Origin of the sequence: Amycolatopsis sp. NPDC051716 (genome assembly GCF_040681595.1) — a bacterium.
Classification (GTDB): domain Bacteria; phylum Actinomycetota; class Actinomycetes; order Mycobacteriales; family Pseudonocardiaceae; genus Amycolatopsis.
Window position 1 is genome coordinate 275,891 of the sequence record NZ_JBFAZA010000007.1, and the last position, 17,179, is coordinate 293,069.

General features: G+C 69.1%; 11 protein-coding genes. 7 read left to right on the forward strand and 4 right to left on the reverse strand.

The genetic code is table 11. From position 1 onward, the window contains the following. Positions 1 to 4: 4 nt before the first annotated feature. Complete coding sequence (locus tag AB0M30_RS12255; protein WP_364583145.1) at positions 5 to 1,258, reverse strand: RCCLKC-tail radical SAM protein; 1,254 nt, start codon at positions 1,256 to 1,258, stop codon at positions 5 to 7. Positions 1,259 to 1,603: 345 nt separating this feature from the next. Here AB0M30_RS12255 and AB0M30_RS12260 point away from each other — a divergent pair, with 345 nt between their 5' ends. From AB0M30_RS12260 to AB0M30_RS12270, 3 genes are all read left to right on the forward strand, one after another. Then, positions 1,604 to 2,647, forward strand: a complete 1,044-nt coding sequence (locus tag AB0M30_RS12260) for a permease (protein WP_364583148.1) — start codon at positions 1,604 to 1,606, stop codon at positions 2,645 to 2,647. A 451-nt stretch (positions 2,648 to 3,098) separates the two neighbouring features. Further along, entirely contained in the window at positions 3,099 to 3,950 is an 852-nt protein-coding gene (locus AB0M30_RS12265; protein ID WP_364583150.1) for an SDR family oxidoreductase, read from the forward strand. Positions 3,951 to 4,059: 109 nt separating this feature from the next. After that, positions 4,060 to 5,115 carry an alpha/beta fold hydrolase gene (locus tag AB0M30_RS12270; protein ID WP_364583153.1) on the forward strand — a complete coding sequence of 352 codons (1,056 nt, stop codon included), beginning with the start codon at positions 4,060 to 4,062 and terminating at the stop codon, positions 5,113 to 5,115. 51 nt (positions 5,116 to 5,166) lie between these two features. Here AB0M30_RS12270 and AB0M30_RS12275 read toward each other — a convergent pair whose 3' ends face one another. The 3 genes from AB0M30_RS12275 to AB0M30_RS12285 all read right to left on the reverse strand — a co-directional run bounded on the left by AB0M30_RS12275 (position 5,167) and on the right by AB0M30_RS12285 (position 8,995). Then, positions 5,167 to 6,372 carry an acyl-CoA dehydrogenase family protein gene (locus tag AB0M30_RS12275; RefSeq protein WP_364583155.1) on the reverse strand — a complete coding sequence of 402 codons (1,206 nt, stop codon included), beginning with the start codon at positions 6,370 to 6,372 and terminating at the stop codon, positions 5,167 to 5,169. A gap of 22 nt (positions 6,373 to 6,394) precedes the next feature. Continuing rightward, positions 6,395 to 7,690, reverse strand: coding sequence for an acyl-CoA dehydrogenase family protein (locus AB0M30_RS12280; protein WP_364583281.1), 1,296 nt, complete (start codon positions 7,688 to 7,690; stop codon positions 6,395 to 6,397). Positions 7,691 to 7,789: 99 nt separating this feature from the next. Beyond that, positions 7,790 to 8,995: a low temperature requirement protein A gene (locus AB0M30_RS12285; protein WP_364583157.1), complete on the reverse strand. Its 1,206-nt coding sequence runs from the start codon at positions 8,993 to 8,995 to the stop codon at positions 7,790 to 7,792. Between the two features lie 120 nt (positions 8,996 to 9,115). Here AB0M30_RS12285 and AB0M30_RS12290 point away from each other — a divergent pair, with 120 nt between their 5' ends. The 4 genes from AB0M30_RS12290 (at position 9,116) to fxsT (ending at position 17,171) form a co-directional block, all read left to right on the forward strand. After that, a complete protein-coding gene (locus AB0M30_RS12290; protein WP_364583159.1) occupies positions 9,116 to 10,039 on the forward strand; it encodes a hypothetical protein in 924 nt (307 codons plus the stop codon). Positions 10,040 to 10,149: 110 nt separating this feature from the next. Continuing rightward, positions 10,150 to 11,622, forward strand: a complete 1,473-nt coding sequence (locus tag AB0M30_RS12295) for a hypothetical protein (RefSeq protein WP_364583162.1) — start codon at positions 10,150 to 10,152, stop codon at positions 11,620 to 11,622. Next, positions 11,600 to 12,727 carry a MoxR family ATPase gene (locus tag AB0M30_RS12300; protein ID WP_103334742.1) on the forward strand — a complete coding sequence of 376 codons (1,128 nt, stop codon included), beginning with the start codon at positions 11,600 to 11,602 and terminating at the stop codon, positions 12,725 to 12,727. Before AB0M30_RS12295 ends, AB0M30_RS12300 begins: the two co-directional genes overlap by 23 nt. A gap of 1 nt (position 12,728) precedes the next feature. Then, positions 12,729 to 17,171: an FxSxx-COOH system tetratricopeptide repeat protein gene (gene fxsT / locus AB0M30_RS12305; protein WP_364583164.1), complete on the forward strand. Its 4,443-nt coding sequence runs from the start codon at positions 12,729 to 12,731 to the stop codon at positions 17,169 to 17,171. Positions 17,172 to 17,179: the final 8 nt, after the last annotated feature.

Below are 17,179 nucleotides of genomic sequence, written 5' to 3' on the forward strand. Positions count from 1 at the left end.
GTCTTCAGCACTTCACGCAGCAGCGGACCTTGCCGACGTCTTCGGCGTCCGCGCGGCGCTCGGTCCACAGCTGTTCGACGCGGCGGTCCGGGTGGGTCCACTCGACCCACAGCCCGCGGTCGACGGTGGCGATGTCCTCCATCCACGGCGAGGACAGCAGTGGGGAGCCCTTGAACAGCAGCAGCCGGGTCTGCAGCGCGGTGGGATCGGTGACCTTCGCCAGGCCGGTGTCGACGAGGAAGTCCTCGAAGGTCAGCAGCTCGTCGTACTCCACCCACGGGGTGAACGGGATGAACGTCGGGTAGAGCACGAACCCGATGCGTCCGGCCTCGGCGATCGCGGCGCGCATGTGGTCGACGTCGATGTGCTTGTCGAAGATCCGCAGGATCCGGTTCGACGGGAACTCCAGCGCCGAGGTCACCTTCACCAGCCCCAGCGACACCAGCTCGGCCAGTTCCTTCTGGTAGCTGAGGATGTGGTCGACGCGGGTGGTGAACTCGAAGGTGATCGGGCCGATCTCGTCGACGAGCTTGCGCACGACGCCGGCGCCGATGGTGCGGGAGTTGAAGAATTCGGCGTCGATGAAGCAGAAGTGCCGGACACCTTCCTCGGCCAGCTGCAGGCAGTCGGCCAGGACGGTGTCGGCGTGGTAGGCGGCGACCCCGCCGTCGTAAGCGCCGTACACCGAGCAATAGGTGCACTTGTGGTGGCAGCCGCGGGTGACTTCGACGTTGCCCATCAGCCCGAACGGTGAATGGTGCGCCGGATAATGCACCAAGGACGGGAACAGATCACGAGCCGGCGCCGGAACGGTGATGCGCCGGTGCGGCGGTTTCGGCCGCATCCCGCGCGCGGTCATCGCCGCCGGCACCGTGGCGACCTCGCGTTCGCCGCGCGCGACCTCGGCGAGTTCGGCCGCGACGAGCTCCGGTTCTTCCATCACGATCGCGTCGGCCGTTTCGAGGAACCGGCGGTGGTTCATCTGGGCGTACTGCCCGAACGCGACCAGCTTGGCCCCGCCGAACGATTCCCGCAGCCGGGCGCCGAGGTCGAGACCACGCTCGACACCTTCGAATTGCTGCACCGACAGCAGAACCAGGTCGAACTCGCCGTCCGGGACGGCGTCCGGGTTCCGGTGGGCGTCCCAGCCCACGACGTCGGCGCCCTGCGCCCGCATCGCCGCGCCGGCGCACGCGGAGGTCAGCGGCTGAAGTTCGGCTTCGAAGGCGGATGCGACGAGCACGCGCGCAGCAGACATGCTTCCCCAGCTCCAAATCGGACAAAAAGGATGCCGGCTCCCCCAGTGGAACCGGTGCGGTGAGCGCGCGGGACCGAGCCCCATTCCCGTGCGAGGCATCACGATGACACGCTTCAGCGATACATGTCAATGGATCGATAAACGCAGGTAGATCACGGTTTTTGTGCTAGAAATTCATCCTTTCGGACGTTGTGATCACGCAATCCGCAATCTCCGCGGGGGCCGGCACGACGATCGGCGGGTATGGACCGGGCCCCTTTAATCGACTAGCATCGATGAAAGCTGGGGGAGCTACCGCCTCCCTTCGGCACCGCGAACCCGGTCCCCGATGTCAAGGATGGTGGCATGGACAAGATCCTCGAGGTCCTGCGCTTGGCCTGGGAGAATTTGGTCGACCTGAGCATCTTCTTCTTCATCGCCCTGGCCATCGCCGCGATGGTCGACCTGCTCTACCTCGACATCGTCGCGCGCCGCTCGTTCCGCAAGCACGGCCTGCTCGGCGTCCTGTTCACCACGTGCCTCGGCGCGTTCAGCCCGTTCTGCTCCTTCACCGTCATCCCGTTGATCCGCAAGCTGTTGCGCGGCGGCGTGCCGTTGTCCGCGGTGATGTCGTTCTGGATCGCTTCGCCCGCCATGGACCCACCGATCTTCGCCTTGACGGCCAAGGAGATCGGCCTCCCGCTGGCGACCGCCCGGCTGCTCGGTGCGCTGGTGCTGGCCATGGGAGCCGGGATCATCATCCTGCTCGTCGAGAAGCGCGGTGGCTTCAAGGACGTGCTCCGGCCGGAGAAGAAGCCGGCCGTCGACGAACGCGAGCGCGCCGCCGCCCCGGCCGAAGCCGCGGTGGCCACCAGCGGCGGCAGCGGTACGACGGTCCTCGCCGAGGCACCCGCGACGACCGGCGGCCCGGCACCCGAAGACGACGATGACGACGGCGCCCCGTGGTGGCCCCAGGCGAAGGCGAGCCTGCGGTCCAAGCGGAACTGGCGCGTCACCGGCCGGAACTTCCTGCGCGACACGGTGTCCCTGGGCAAGTGGCTCGTCTTCGCGTGCGTGTTCGAAGGCGTCATCCGCGTCTACGTGCCCAACGGCATCATCACCAGCATCCTCGGCGGCGACAAGGGCTGGCTGGCCATCCCGCTCGCCGCGGTGATCAGCATCCCGCTCTACCTCAACGGCGTCGGCGCGATCCCGATCGTCGGCGGCCTGCTGGCGAAGGGCATGGCGCAGGGAGCGGCGGTGACGTTCCTGCTCGCCGGGTCCGTGACGACCATCCCGGCGATGGTTGCGGTCCGCAGCGTCGTCAACAACAAGGTGTTCGCGCTGTACATCGCGTTCGGCATGCTCGGCAGCATCCTGCTCGGGTTCCTCGCGCAGCTGCTCCTGTGAACTTGTGCCGGGCGGCCGCCCCTCCCCCAGCCGGCCGCCCGGCACATCCTCCACGATTCCCAGTCCCCCTGACGTCCGGGAAGAGCGCCCCAATGTGGCCTTCGGTGCGTTCAACGCACCGAAGGCCGCCTTGGGTGCGTTCAACGCAACCAAGGCCACATTGGGGCGCTCGGGGACCGGGCCGCTGTCACTGAACTTCGGACGCGCGACACTAGGTGCTCGAAGTTGCCGATCCCGGCCCGATCCCGGCCCGAACCCGCCTGGCCGTGGCCGGGTCCGCCGGGCGGCCCGGTCCGGACGGCGCCACGACCGTCGCGGGATCCACCGTCCAGGGGCCCGGTGCCGGAGCCGTCGTCGCTTCGGGAATCCCCCTGAATGGACCCGGGGAGTGGCGCCGGTTCGTTTCAGGGGCGACACTGTTGACGCGGTGCCAACAGACGAAGGAGTCGCCATGGCCGAAGAACTCGCGGGCAAGGTCGTCGTCATCACCGGCGGCGGGCAGGGGATCGGCGCGGCGACCGCGTCGGCGCTCTCCCGGCTGGGCGCGCAGGTGGTGATCGGCGACCTCGACCAGGTCCGGGCCGAGAAGACGGCCGGCGAGCTGGGGGCCGAGGCGCTCCCGCTGGACGTCACCGACATCCGCGGGTTCACCGGGTTCCTCGACGAGGTCGAACGCCGGCACGGGCGGATCGACGTGCTGATCAACAACGCCGGCATCATGCCGCTCGGCGACCTCGACACCGAAAGCGACGCGACGACCCGGCGGCAGCTGGAGATCAACCTGCACGCCGTCATCCACGGCACGCGCGAGGCGGTGCGGCGGATGCGGCCGCGGCGCAGCGGGCACATCGTCAACGTCGCTTCGTTCGCGGGCAAGGCCGGCTTCCCCGGCGCGGCGACCTACTGCGCTACCAAGCACGCCGTCGTCGGATTGTCCGAGGCGGTGCACCTGGAGCTGCACGGCAGTGGTGTGCACGTCTCGTGCGTGATGCCGGGCATCGTGCGGACGGAACTCGCGAGCGGGCTCGCCGAGGCGAAGATGTTCAAGTCCGTGCGGCCGGAAGATGTGGCCGACGCCATCGTATCCGCACTGCGCAAGCCTCGTTTCGACGTTTTCGTGCCCCGCTCGCTGGGCACTATGGGCAAGCTCACGCGGCTGCTGCCGCGGCGAGCGGGCGAGGCGTTCGCGCGGGCGTTGAAGGCGGACCGGCTTTTGGCTTCAGCGGCCCATTCCCCGGCCCGCGCGGCGTACGAAGCCCGGGCCGCGGAGAGCGGGCCGGGGGTAACTCGGACGGACCAGTGACTGTCCGAATTGGACGTGCTTGCCAGGTGCTCGCGGGTGTGGTGCGGTTGAGTCCGCCCGCCCGGCCCGGCAAGATTGCCTCCGGATCCGCTTTTGGGAGGCACGAGAAATGGTTTCACCACCCGCACGGCTGGCCGCCGCGGCGTCGAACGTGGTCGGCAAGGTGCTGCACGGCGGCGTCGCCGACCTGCGCCCGATGCCGCGGGTGCTGATCGACCAGGGCCCCAACCGCTCGCTGTACCGGATGACGCACAGCGGCGGCACGGTGTCCGGGCCGCCGATCCTGCTGGTGCCGCCCTTGGCTGCGCCGGCGATCTGCTTCGACCTGCGCCGCGGCTGCAGCCTCATCGAGCACCTGATCGAGGGCGGCCGCAACACCTACCTCGTCGACTACGGCTCGGTGGCGTTCTCCGACCGGCGCCTGGGCATCGAGCACTGGATCGACGAGGTGCTCCCGCGCGCGATCCGGCGCGTGAGCGCGGACGCCGGCGGCCAGGACGTGCACCTGGTGTCGTGGTCGCTGGGCGGGATCTTCTCGCTCCTGGTGAACGCCGACCGCCCGGACCTGCCGATCGCGTCGATCACCGCGATCGGCTCGCCGGTGGACTTCACGGCCATCCCGATCGTGGCGCCGTTCCGCCCCCTGGTGGACCTCACGAATGGCCACCTGCTGACCCCGATCTACCGGGTGTTCGGCGGCGCACCGTCCTATTTGGTCAGCCGCGTGTTCCGCGCGACGGGCATCAGCAAGGAAATCACCAAGCCCCTGGCAATCCTGTCCCACCTCGACGACCGGGATTATCTGGCCCAGATCGAGGCGGTCGATCACTTCATGAGCAACATGTACGCGTACCCGGGCCGCACGTTCGGCCAGCTGTACCACCGCTTGTTCCGCACGAACGACCTGGCGGAGGGCAAGGTGGACCTGAACGGCCGCATCATTTCGCTGTCTTCGGTGCGCGTGCCGACCCTGGTGGTGGCGGGCGAGAACGACACGATCGCACCAAGGCCCTCGGTGGAGCGCGTGGTGGAGCTACTGGACAAGGCCCCCGAGGTCCGCTTCAAGACGGCGCCGGGTGGGCACTTGGGCGTCTTGACGGGCCGGAAGGCGCGCGGCACGACGTGGCGCTACTTGGACGAGTTCCTGGACGACCAGATCTCTTGAGCAAGCCGAAGGGCCGCCCCCGAGTCGAGGGCGGCCCTTCGGGTACTTCAGTTACTTGAGCTCGGCGCTCGTCTTGCCGAGGATGCGCCTCGCGACGATCAGCTGCTGAATCTGCTGCGTCCCTTCAAAAATGTCCAGAATCTTCGCGTCCCGAGCCCACTTCTCGAGCAGCGACTCTTCGCTGTAAGCCCCGGTAAGCTCGACGCACTTCAGCGCGATCTCCACCACCGACCGCCCCGCCTTGGCCTTCGCCATCGACGCCTGCAGCGAGTTCGGCTGGCGGTTGTCCGCCATCCACGCCGACTCCAGCGTCAGCAGGTACGCCGACTCGTAGTCCGCCTCCAGCCGGAGGAACTCCGCCGCGGCCGCGTGCTGGCTGTTCGCCGGGCGGTCGTAATCGATCGTGACGCCGGCGGACGTCAAGATCGAGCGCGTTTCGTCGAGCGCCGCGCGGGCCACGCCGATCGCCATCGCGGCCACCAGGGGCCGGGTGTTGTCGAACGTCTGCATGACGCCCGCGAAACCCTTTTTCGTGTCGATCTCCGGCGTGCCCAGGAGATTCTCCTTCGGGACACGGCAGTTCTCGAAGCGCAGCACCGCCGTGTCGGAGGCGCGGATGCCGAGCTTGTGCTCGGTGCGCACCACCTCGAAGCCCGGTGTGCCCTTCTCGACCACGAACGACTTGATCGCCGCGCGGCCCTTGCTCTTGTCCAGCGTCGCCCACACGACCACCGCGTCCGCGCGCTCGCCCGACGTCACGAAGATCTTCTCGCCGTTCAACACGTAGTGGTCGCCGTCGAGCCGAGCCGTCGTGCTGACCGCCGCCGAGTCCGAACCGAACGCCGGCTCGGTGATCGCCATCGCGGCCCACATGCCGGAGAAACGCTCGAGCTGCTCGTCCGTCGCCACCGAGCCGATCGCCGCGTTGCCGAGGCCCTGGCGGGGCATCGACAGCAGCAGGCCGACGTCACCCCAGCACATCTCGATCGTGCCGAGGACGACGTTCAGGTTGGCGCCGTTGCGATTTCCCTTTTCGTTCTTGTCGGAACCGGAGCGGCGCACACCCGCCGCGCCCGCGCCGCCCTCGCCGGACGAATTCAAGCCGTCCAGCAGCGCCGCGAACATGTCCAGCTCGGCCGGGTACGTGTGCTCCGCGCGGTCGTACTTGCGCGAGATCGGCCGGAACACCTCGGCCGCGGCCTGGTACGCCTGGTTGATCAGCGCGCCGGCCTTCTTGGGGACTTCCAGGTTGATCATTGGTCCAAAGCCTTTCCGAAGCCTAGAGAAGGACGGCGCCTTCCATGACGCCGATGGCGCGCAGGTCCCGGTACCAGCGCTCGACCGGGTGCTCCTTGACGAAGCCGTGCCCGCCGAGCAGCTGCACGCCCGCATTGCCGATCTGCATGCCCTTGTCCACGGCCAGCTTCCGCGCCAGCGCCACCTCGCGGGCGTAGGACTTGCCCTGCTCGGCCCGCGCCGCGGCGCGCAGCGTCACCAGCCGCAGGCCCTCCAGCTCGATCGCGATGTCGGCGACGGAGAACGCCACCGCCTGCCGGTGGCTGATCGGCTCGCCGAACGCGGTCCGCTCGTTGACGTAGGGGACGACGTAGTCGAGGACGGCCTTCGCGGTGCCGGCGGCCAGCGCCGCCCAGCCCAGCCGCGACAGCCGGACGACCTCGGCGAAGACGTCCGCCTTCCCGCCGCCGAGCAGCGCGCCCGCGGGCAGCGCCACCTGCTCGAGGTGCAGCTTGCCGGTCGCGGCGCCGCGCAGGCCCATCGCCGGCTCGGCCTCGATGGAGACCCCGGCGTTCGACGACTCGACGAGGAACAGCGCCGGGCCGCGGCCTTCGAGGTCGGCCGACACGATGAACAGCTCCGCCTGCGCCGCCCGCGGGACCAGCGACTTCACGCCGTCGAGCTGGTAGCCCTTCGGGGTGCGGCGGGCCTTCGTCGCGGGCTTGAAGGGGTCGTAGAGCGCTTTCTGCTCCTGCAGTGCCAGCGCGGCCGCCGGGACGTGCTCGCCGACGAACGCGGGCAGGTAGTCGGCCTGCTGCTGTTCGTCACCCCAGCTGACCAGCGCGGTGCTCACCGCCGACGGCGCGAGCACGGCCACGGCCAGGCCGAGGTCGCCGTGTGCGAGCGCTTCCGCGACGAGCGCGTTGGTCACCACCGAGCGTTCCGTGCCGACGCCGCCGAGCTCCTCGGGGATGCCGACCAGGCTGATGCCCAGCTCGGCGGCCCGGCTCAGCAGGCCTTCGGGTGCCTCGAGCTTGGCGTCGGCGTCCGCGGCGGCGGGCCGCAGCTGCTCGGCGGCGAACTCGGTCACCGTTTCGACGATGAGCTGCTGGTCCTCGGTCGGCGTGAGGTCGAACAGCCCGGTGTCGGTGGCCGGCGTGAGCCGGGCGGGCTTGCCCAGCTTCTGCACCGACTTGAACGACCGGGTCGCCGCGCCGGCGACGCGGAAGCCGTTGCGCGTCCCCGCGGTGACCAGGCCTTCGAGGGGCTTGCGCAGCCCGGCCCGATCGACGACCTTGCTCCCGGCCAGCCGGGTCAGCGCGGACAGGCCCCAGCCCATCGCGTCCCGTTTCCTTGGCGCAGCCATGTGGCCCTCCATCCGTTACCTACTCGCGAGTAGGTTAACCCGGGAGACGACGCGGCGCCAGTGTGGGGTCACTTACGGGTGCGCGGTGTGCACATTCCTGCGCCACTCGGCGAACCGGATGCGCTCGAAAGTGATGAGCCCGAGCACCAGGACGGCGGCGACCAGCAGCAGGACGGCCGCAGGCACGTGCTCCAGCACCGGCGTCGCCGCGACCAGCAGCACGCCGAGGACCAGCCGCTGGACGTTCCAGCTGCCGAGGTTGCGCTTGCGCAGCGCGCTGAGCGTGATCAGGTAGAGCGCGAGGCCGCCGGTGAGCGTCCAGATCGGCACGCCGTGCAGTGCTTCGCCGGGGGTGTGGTGCTCGGTGTCGGCGATGTAGAGGAACGCCTTCTTCAGGCCGAGGGCGACCAGCACGATCCCGGCGATCAGCGGCAGGTGCAGGAAGGTGTAGGAGTCGGTGGCGAACTTCGCGCGTTCGACCCCGGTCGCGGTGGTCAGCCGGTGCTCGGACACGCGCGCGACGACGTCGAAGTACGTCCACCACATCCCCGCGGCCAGCGCCAGCCCGCACACGGCCGCCCCGGCGACCAGCCACGACATCGGCAGCGCCCCGATCCCGATACCGATCGCGACGATCGACTCGCCGAGCGCGATGATCACGATGAGCCCGAACCGCTCGGCGAAGTGCGCGGGCGAGTTCAGCCGCCACCCATCCGGCCCGCTGAGGTAGACGTTGAGGTAATCGATTCCCAATGCGATAACCCACAGCCCCAGCTGCCACGGCCCGCTCAGGAACGCGGCGACGCCGAGCAGGACGACGCTGGGCAGCAGCCCGACGAACATCTTGAGCAGCACCCGCCGCAGCCCGGGATCGTGTTTCGCGGCACCGAGGTAGGCGACGAGGTGCAGCAGCCGCACGAGCGCGTAGCAGACGACGAACAGAGCGGGCGCGTACAGGCCGCCGGGGTGGTCGGCGAAGGCTTCCGGGATGGTCAGCGACACCAGGAACATGACGGCCATCGCGCCGAACATCGCCAGCCGCGCGATCCCGTGGTCGACGTGGATGGTGGTCGCGAGCCAGGCGTAGGAGCACCAGCACCACCACAGGACCGCGAGCATGGCCACCCCCTGCCCGACGCCGGTGGGGCTCAGGTGATCGGCCATCAGCTGGGTGATCTGGGTGATGGCGTAGACGAAGACCAGGTCGAAGAAGAGCTCGATGGTGGAGACGCGGTGGTCCTCATCCGCGCTCACCAGGTGCAGGCGTGTCGTGGGCACGCCGAATTATGGACGAAAACATGTCAACAGGCGCCGGTTTTGTCGTAACGCCCTGCGCGAACATGGCCGAGCGTGCATGGGTCTGGGACAATGAGCCCGGGACGTGGGGAGGGTGTCGTGGTGACCTATCCAGCCGCGCTGCACCGGACGATCATGACCGTGGACGTCGCCGGGTACAACCACCCGGACCGGACCATGGCGCACCTGCGCGAGGTGCACGACGGCCTGTGGCGTGTTCTCAAGGGCGGCTTCGCCGAGACCGGCATCCCGTGGGACGTCTGCTTCGTCGAAAACACCGGTGACGGCGCGATGATCCTGCTGCCGCCCGACATCGCGAAGGTCGACCTGGTGGCCCAGCTGCCCGAACGCATGCACGCCGATCTGCGCCGCCACAACGCCGTGCACTCCGCACCCGCGCAGATCCAGCTTCGTCTCGCCCTCCACGCCGGAGAGGTGCAGAGTGCCAGTCACGGTTCGATCGGCAAGGCGGTCAACTTCACGTTCCGCGTGCTCGAAGCGGCGGAGGCGAAGGCGGCCCAGAAGACGACGGGCGCCGAACTGGCCGTGCTGGCTTCGGACGTCTTCTACCAGGAGGTCGTGCTCCAGGATCCCGCGGCGGCGCCCGCCGAATACCGCCGGATCCCGGTCCACACCAAAGAGACGTCCACGATCGCGTGGCTGCGGCTGCTCGGCGGTGGACCCGCCGGCCCACCGCCGGACCGCGATGCGGTGCGGTGCTCCGCGGAGCCGTCCGCCGCCGACCGCGCGATGGAACTGACGGAACTGCTCCTGGACATCCCGGCCGTGGCCGAGGAGAGCAGCCGGAGAATGCTGCTGAAGCGGCTCCGGCCGCAAATCGCGACGGTCGTGGCATATCACCCGCAAACCCGGCTGCACGTCCTGGAGATCGCCGGCACGTGCCTGCGTTATCGCGGCGGGCTCGCTGAACTGGTCGCGGCGGTGCAAATGCTGGAACCCGGATCGGCGCCGGTCCAGCGGCTGGTCGACCGCGTTGGCAACTGGCCGGAAGAGAGCCCGTCGTGACATCTTTTTGGCAACCGGCGGCGACCCTTTTGCCGGGTAAGATCTGCCCGACTGCGTTCGATACGCAGGGGCGATGACGCCGGTTCCGTCCCGTGCGAGGTGGGTAGGGGGTGTTGCGCCAGGTGACGGGACACGTGATCGGAGAGGCAGTCGTCGACGTACTGGCCGAAGCCGGCCTGGCCGAAGAATTGGCCGTGGTGGTCAGCCTCGTCGGCAAAGCCCTCGGTGTCGAACTGACGGTTCCCCGGCACCCCACCCCGCGTAGTTCCCTGATCGAAGTCGTTTCCGCCTGCGAGCGCTATCAAAACGGCATGCAGGCGCTGGTCGGTGCGGTCGCTTTCATGCGGCCGGGTTCGCCGGAATACGAGCGGGTCCGCGACTTGGTGGAGCGGCCGCGGGTGCTCGATCTGCTGCCGCGTGCCGACCGCGACCGGTTGCACCACTTGCTGGCCGGGGTGGAGGTGCCCCGGCTCGGTGAGCTGGTCCGCCGCGCGAGCGGTCTCGGCTCGCCGTTGCCGCCCAAGGTGCGCACGGCGTGGGAGGCCTTCACTCATCTGGCCGATTTCAACGCGGACACCGACGGCATCCCGCCGGCGTTCACGCTCCTTGAACTCCTCGCCCGCCAGTGCGGCGGCGAACTCGGGTTGCGGCTCACGGAGTGGAACGACTACCAGGCCCGGCGCCTCCGGCTGGAGGCGCAGTTGAGAGCACGTCGAGCCTCGCTCGCGACGCCGTCGCGGGAGGGGCGGCTGCACCTGATGGTGATGGTCGAGCACGACGGGATAGATCCCGACTTGTACCAGGTTTCCCATTGGTGTCAACGGCTTCCCGGGGAATGGCCGCCACCGCACGGTGGCACGGCCGAGGTGCGGGCCGCTGACCTCGAACGATACGTCGACGGCCTGGTGGTCGACGCGGAGCGCGCGTGGGCCGACCACCGCGGTTCGGTCGCCCTCGAGTTCGTGCTCCCGCGGGCGTTGCTGAACCTGCCCGTGCAGCTCTGGCACCGCGAGCACGAATCCGGTATGCCGAGGCCGCTTTCGATCGACTACCTGATTTCCGTCCGATCGTTGGAGCGCATGCGTTCGAAGCACTGGCACCGGGTCTGGAACCAGCACTGGGAGGCGTTCATGGCGAACCCGTCCGCCGAGTGCGTTTACTACGAAAACGGCACCCAGGCCTCGGCGCTTGACGTGGTGCTTTCCGATCTGAGGTGGGGTTTGGTCGTGCTCGGGTCGGCTCCGCCGCTCGAAGCCGGCGGGGACGGTGACAGCCTGACGGCGGCTTTGCGGTCGGGTATCCCGGCGGTACTGTGGCACCCTGATGCGTCACTCGACGTACTTAGGGAGTTGATCACCGAGCTCGCCAAGGGGGATTCGGGGCTCGGGGATTTGCCGATGGAAGCCAAGAACGTCAGGCACACTAGTCGTCCTCCTCTTTCCGAAACGGGCTTCCATCGGGATAATCCAGTGCGGGATCTGGTGGTGCTGTGGGACGATCCGAGCCGTCTCGTTCTTGATCAGCCGCCGGCTTTCCCATGGCAGCGAGGGGATATCCGGGATGACCGAGAGCGAGCGTCTTGACGGGGGCGAGGCGGCGCAGGTCCGCGACGCGTCCCGGCTGGCATCGTCCGATTGGTGGGTCTACCGCGGCACCGGACGGCCGATCCACGACCTCGGGTTGACCGACATCCTGCCCCCGCCCCCGCCGTGGCGGGACTTCGACGGTGGCCCGTTGCCGGAGTCGGACGATCCACCGCGGGACGATCACGACGTCGCCCGGCGGCTCGGGAGCGAGCATTCGCAATCGGCTCAACGCACTGGTCCGGCTGAACTTGACATGATCAACGCCGCTTTGTACCTCAGGCGGCCCTTGCTCGTCACCGGCCATCCGGGCACCGGCAAATCCACGCTCGCGTACCGGCTGGCGGCCGAACTGCAGCTGGGCCGGGTGCTGCGGTGGCCGATCACCAGCAGGACCACGCTGAATTCAGGGCTCTACCACTACGACGCCATCGGCCGGATCCAGGCGGCGAGCGCCCGGTTCGCCGTGCGCGGCGAACGCGCCAGCCCCGCGCCCGAACCACCGATCGGCGAGTTCCTCCGGCTCGGGGTGCTGGGGACGGCTTTCCTGCCGCGTCGCGTACCCCGGGTCCTGCTGATCGACGAGCTCGACAAAAGTGAAGCCGACCTCCCGAACGACCTGCTCAGCATTTTCGAAGACGGCGAGTTCCGGGTTCCCGAACTCGAACGCATCCGCAGTCACATCCCCGAAGCGACGGTGTTCACCGATGATCCCGGCGAGACGGCTCTGGTCGTCGGCGGGCGGATCCGGTGTCACGCGTTTCCGATCGTCATCATCACGAGCAATGGGGAAAGGGAATTTCCCCCCGCTTTCCTGCGGCGCTGCCTGCAACTGGAAATGCCGGATCCGGACCCGGAGCAATTGGCCGCGATGGTCGTCGCCCACCTGCACGATTCGGAGGACAACCGGCGCAAGCTCGGTTCCGGCCTGCAGAACGAGCTGATCGAGCAGTTCGTACGGCGCAGCGCGTCCGGTGACGACCGGCTGCCCTCGGGAAAACTCCTGGATGCCATGTACCTCGCCACGTCCGGCGCCTACCGCGGCGACGTGACGTGGGAGCGGCTGGTGGACGCTCTGTGGCAGCGTCTGTCGGCGGTGCAATGACGTGGGCCGGCCGCCCGTATCGCCGGTCCCCGATCCCGACGGCGCGGGATCGCGGTTCACCGCTGCGGGCGAACGGCGGCGCCCCGGGGGACCCGGCCGGCCGGACGTCCGCGACGTCGCCGACGCCCTGTGGCTGATCGCGGCGACCCGGACCGATGAGGCGCGGGCCCGGCCGGCCGCGTCCCCGCTGCCGCCGGACAGCCCGCCATCCGGGGACCCCCTCCCGCTTCCCCTGGAGCTGCCGCCCCCGGCCGCGCGGGCGGAACCGGCTCCGCTGCTCGAAAGCCCACGTCAGGTGATTGCGGCCGGAGTCGCCGAAGTTCCGGCGACCACGGGTTCCGCGCCACAGTCACAACCCGTCTCTGGATCGGTTCGGCCTTCCGTTATTGTTCGGGCCCTCCGCACGCTGAAGCGAAGGGTGCCGGCCTGGCATGAGCACGTTGTCATCGTCGACGAAGCCGCCACGGCCGAGCGGGTCGCCGAGAGCGGATTCTGGTGGCCGGTGACCGAACCCGAGCTGGAACGGTGGCTTGATCTCACCGTCGTGGTGGATACCGCGAGGTCGATGACACTCTGGCGGAGCACCGTCAAGGCGTTCCGCGCCGGCCTCGAACAGCTCGGCGCCTTCCGGACGATCCAGTACCGCCGGCTGGACACGCAGAGTAGCGGCCACCGCCGGGGCCGGCCCCGGTTGTACGGCGAGACGTCGTCGTCGGCCCCGCGCGACCCGTCCGAGCTGATCGACCCGACGGGCAGACGGCTCGTCCTGGTCGTCACCGACGGCGTCGGCGATCTTTGGCGGTCCGGTGGCGTTTCGGCCGTGCTCGCCGAGTGGGCGTCGGTGATGCCGACGACCGTCCTGCACGTGCTGCCGCAACGCCTGTGGTCGCGGGGCATGGACCTGCATCGCGCGCGGCTGAACGTTCGGGTGCCCGTTGCGCCGAACAGCCAGTGGGGCTGGGAACTGCCGGAGGCGTGGGCGGACCCCGAGCTGGCCGCGGCCAAGGACGCCGGGGCGATCCCGGTGCCCGTGATGGAGCTCGGCCCGCGGTGGCTGCGGTGGTGGGCACGGCTGGTGGCCGGCGAGCACAAGGGTTTCGTCCCCGCCCGGGTGCTGCTGAGCGGCCTGAAGGGTGCGCCCATCGAAGGCAGCGACGACCTCGTCGACCCGGGCACCGCCCGCGAGCGGGTGCGCCGGTTCCTGAGTGTCGCCTCTCCGCCGGCGTACCGGCTGGCGACCATGCTGGCCGCGGTGCCGGCCAACCTTTCGGTCGCGCGGTTCGTCCAGGACGAACTCCTCCCCGAGGCGCGGCCGGAGCACCTGACGGAAGTGCTGACGAGCGGGCTGCTCCGGCCGGCCGCGGCGGTCGGCGACGAGACCACGGTGTTCGACTTCCCGGCCTCGGTCCGGCAGGTGCTGCTGAGCGGGGCCCGGCGCGCCGACACCGCGGAGGTCGTCCGCGCCACCGAAGCCCGGTTCGGCACCATCACCCGGTTGCGGGACGCGATCGACGCGCCGGACGCCACCCGGGATCCGGATTCCCGGGCGGATCCGGCGCATGACGTCGCACTCGAACGGGTGGTAATGCAGGCCCTGAGTGGGCCTTATTCTTCCCGCGCCAGTCGAATTCGCTCGAAAGAGCGAGACTATTCCGGTGAATTACCCCCAACGGCACCCGATTCAGCGACTCTGTCGTCGGCTGTTTCCGGAGCAGATGATCATATCGCCCAAAAGAGAATACCGCCCTACGATTATGGTGAACCGGTGAGAGACACTATGGCGAAAGCGCCCGTGCCCCCTGAGGCTTCCACGTCCGCAGTCACGGCCACCGGTGAGGTGGCGGACGACCCGGTTCGGCGGAGCCCGGAGTTGCGCGAGCCTTCGCCGGCCGGGGACGGCGGTCCCCTGCTGGGCCGCCGGCCGATCTTCACCCTGGAACACGGGGACAGCCCGGCCGAGGACGTCCCGCCGGTCTGGGGCAGCGTGCCACCCCGGAACCCCAACTTCACCGGGCGCCGGGAACTCCTCCGGGAACTGGGCGAGCGGGTCATGTCCGGCACCACGGCCGTGCTGCCGTCGGCCCTGCACGGCATGGGCGGCATCGGCAAGACCCAGATGGCCGTCGAGTACATCTACAGCCACCTGCGCGAATACGACGTCGTGTGGTGGATCCCGGCCACCGAGGCGGCCCAGATCCGGGTGGCCCTCACCGAACTGGCCCAGGCGCTGAACCTCCCGGGCTCCGGTGAGGCGAACACCGCCATCCCGGCCGTGCGCGAGGCGCTGCGGACCGGGCGGCCGTACCGGCGCTGGCTGCTGGTCTTCGACTCGGCCGAAGACGTCACGCTGGTCCGCCAGTTCTTCCCGACCAACGGGCCCGGCGAAATCCTGATCACCTCGCGCAACGCGGAATGGGCCAGTGTCGCCCGGCCGCTGGAAGTCGCCGTCTTCGAGCGTTCGGAGAGCATCGAACTGCTGCGCCGGCGCGGCCCGGAGATCGACGTGGCCGAGGCCGAACAGCTGGCGGAACGCCTGGGGGACCTTCCGCTCGCGATCGAGCAGGCCGCCGCCTGGCGGGCGGAAACCGGCATGCCGGTGCAGGAATACCTGCGCTTGTTCGACGAGAAAGTCGCGGAAATCCTCGACACCTCGAGTCCGGCGGACTACGAGGTTTCGGTCGCCGCGGCCTGGAACGTCGCGTTCGACGAATTGCGGACACGAAATCCGGTGGCGCACCAGCTGCTCCAGATCTGCGCTTTCTTCGCGCCCGAACCGATTTCGCGTGCGTTCTTTTCCGGGGTCGGCAGTATTTCCATCCTGCCCGAAATAGACATGGCGCTGCGCGACCCGATGAAACTGGCGCGGGCCATCCGGGACATCAACCGGTACAGCTTGGCGAAGATCGACCACCGCACCAATTCGATCGTCCTGCACCGGTTGGTGCAGATCGTGCTGCGCAACCGGATGACCCCGCAGCACCGGGCGGAGATGCGCCACGGTGCCCATCTGCTGCTCGCCAAACGCGACCCCAACGACCCCACTTCGTCGAAGCAGTGGCCGCGCTACCAGGAAATCCTGCCGCACGTCTACCCGTCCGAGATCGTCGAATGCGACGACCGCTGGGTCCGCCAGCTCGTGATCAACCTGATGCGGTACCTCTACCAGTGGGGCGACCACGACGAGGCCCTCCGCCTCGCGGAAATGGCCCACCGGAACTGGACCGAGCGGCTCGGGCCCGATGACGAACAGACCCTGCAGGCTGCCGAGCGGCTGGGCTACTACTACTGGGTCACCGGCCGGTACACGGAGGCGGCGGAGATCAACCGCACGATCCTCGACACCCGGCAGCAGTTGTCCGGGGAAAACAGCGAGGAGACGCTCGCCGCCCAGATCGCGGTCTCCGGCGACCTTTCCGCGCAGGGCAACTTCCTCGCGTCCCGCGATCTGACCGAAGACGTCTACCAGAAGGCCAAGGCGCTGTTCGGCGAGGACGACCCGGTCACCCTGCGCGCGGCGCGGATCCACGGCACGAACCTGCGTCTCACGGGCCAGTACCTCGAAGCCGGCGAGCTGGACGAAACGAACTACCAGCGGCAGACCGAGATTCTCGGCTACGACCACGCGGAGACCCTGAGTTCCCGGATGGGTCTCATCATCGACCGCCGGGAAGCGGGCGACTACGTCTGGGCCCGTGAAGAGAACGAGAAGCTCGCCGAACGCGTGCGCGAGCTGTTCGGCGAGGACAACGCGGAAACCCTGCGCCGGATGGCCTACCTGGCGGTCTCCCGGCGCAAGGCCGGGGACCACGAGGCGGCGAAGGAACTCGCGGCCGCGGTGCTCGAGCGGTTCCGCGTGCGCTACGGCGAAAACAACTTCAACGTGATGGCCTGCGCACTCGGGTACTCGATCGACCTCCGGCACGCGCAGGAGCTGCGGTCCGCGCGGGAACTGGGTGAGCAGATCTTCGAGCGCTACCGGCGCAACCTGGGCGAGCACCACCCGCACACGATGGCCGCGGCTGTCGACCTGGCGGTGACCTTGCGGCTCTTCGGCAACGCCGCCGCGGCCAGGCAACTGGACGAGCGGTCCCTGGCGCAGCTGCGCGAGGCGCTCGGACCGGATCACCCGAGTGCGGTGTTGTGCGGGATCAACCTGGCGAGCGACCTCTCCGCGCTCGGCGAGACCGCGGCCGCGCTGGACCTGGGCACGGAGATGCTGGCGCGAGCCGAGCGGGTACTCGGGAAGGACCACCCGACCACGCTCGCCGCCGCGCTCAACCGGGCGCTCGACCTGCGCACGTCCGGGCAGAGCCAGGAAGCGGAGACGCTCTACGCCGACGTCATCTCGCGGTACCGGATGGTGCTGCGCGAGTCGCACCCCGGGACCATCGCGGCATCGAAGGGTGTTCGCGCGGACTGCGACATCGACCCGCTGCCGCTGTAGTACGCCGG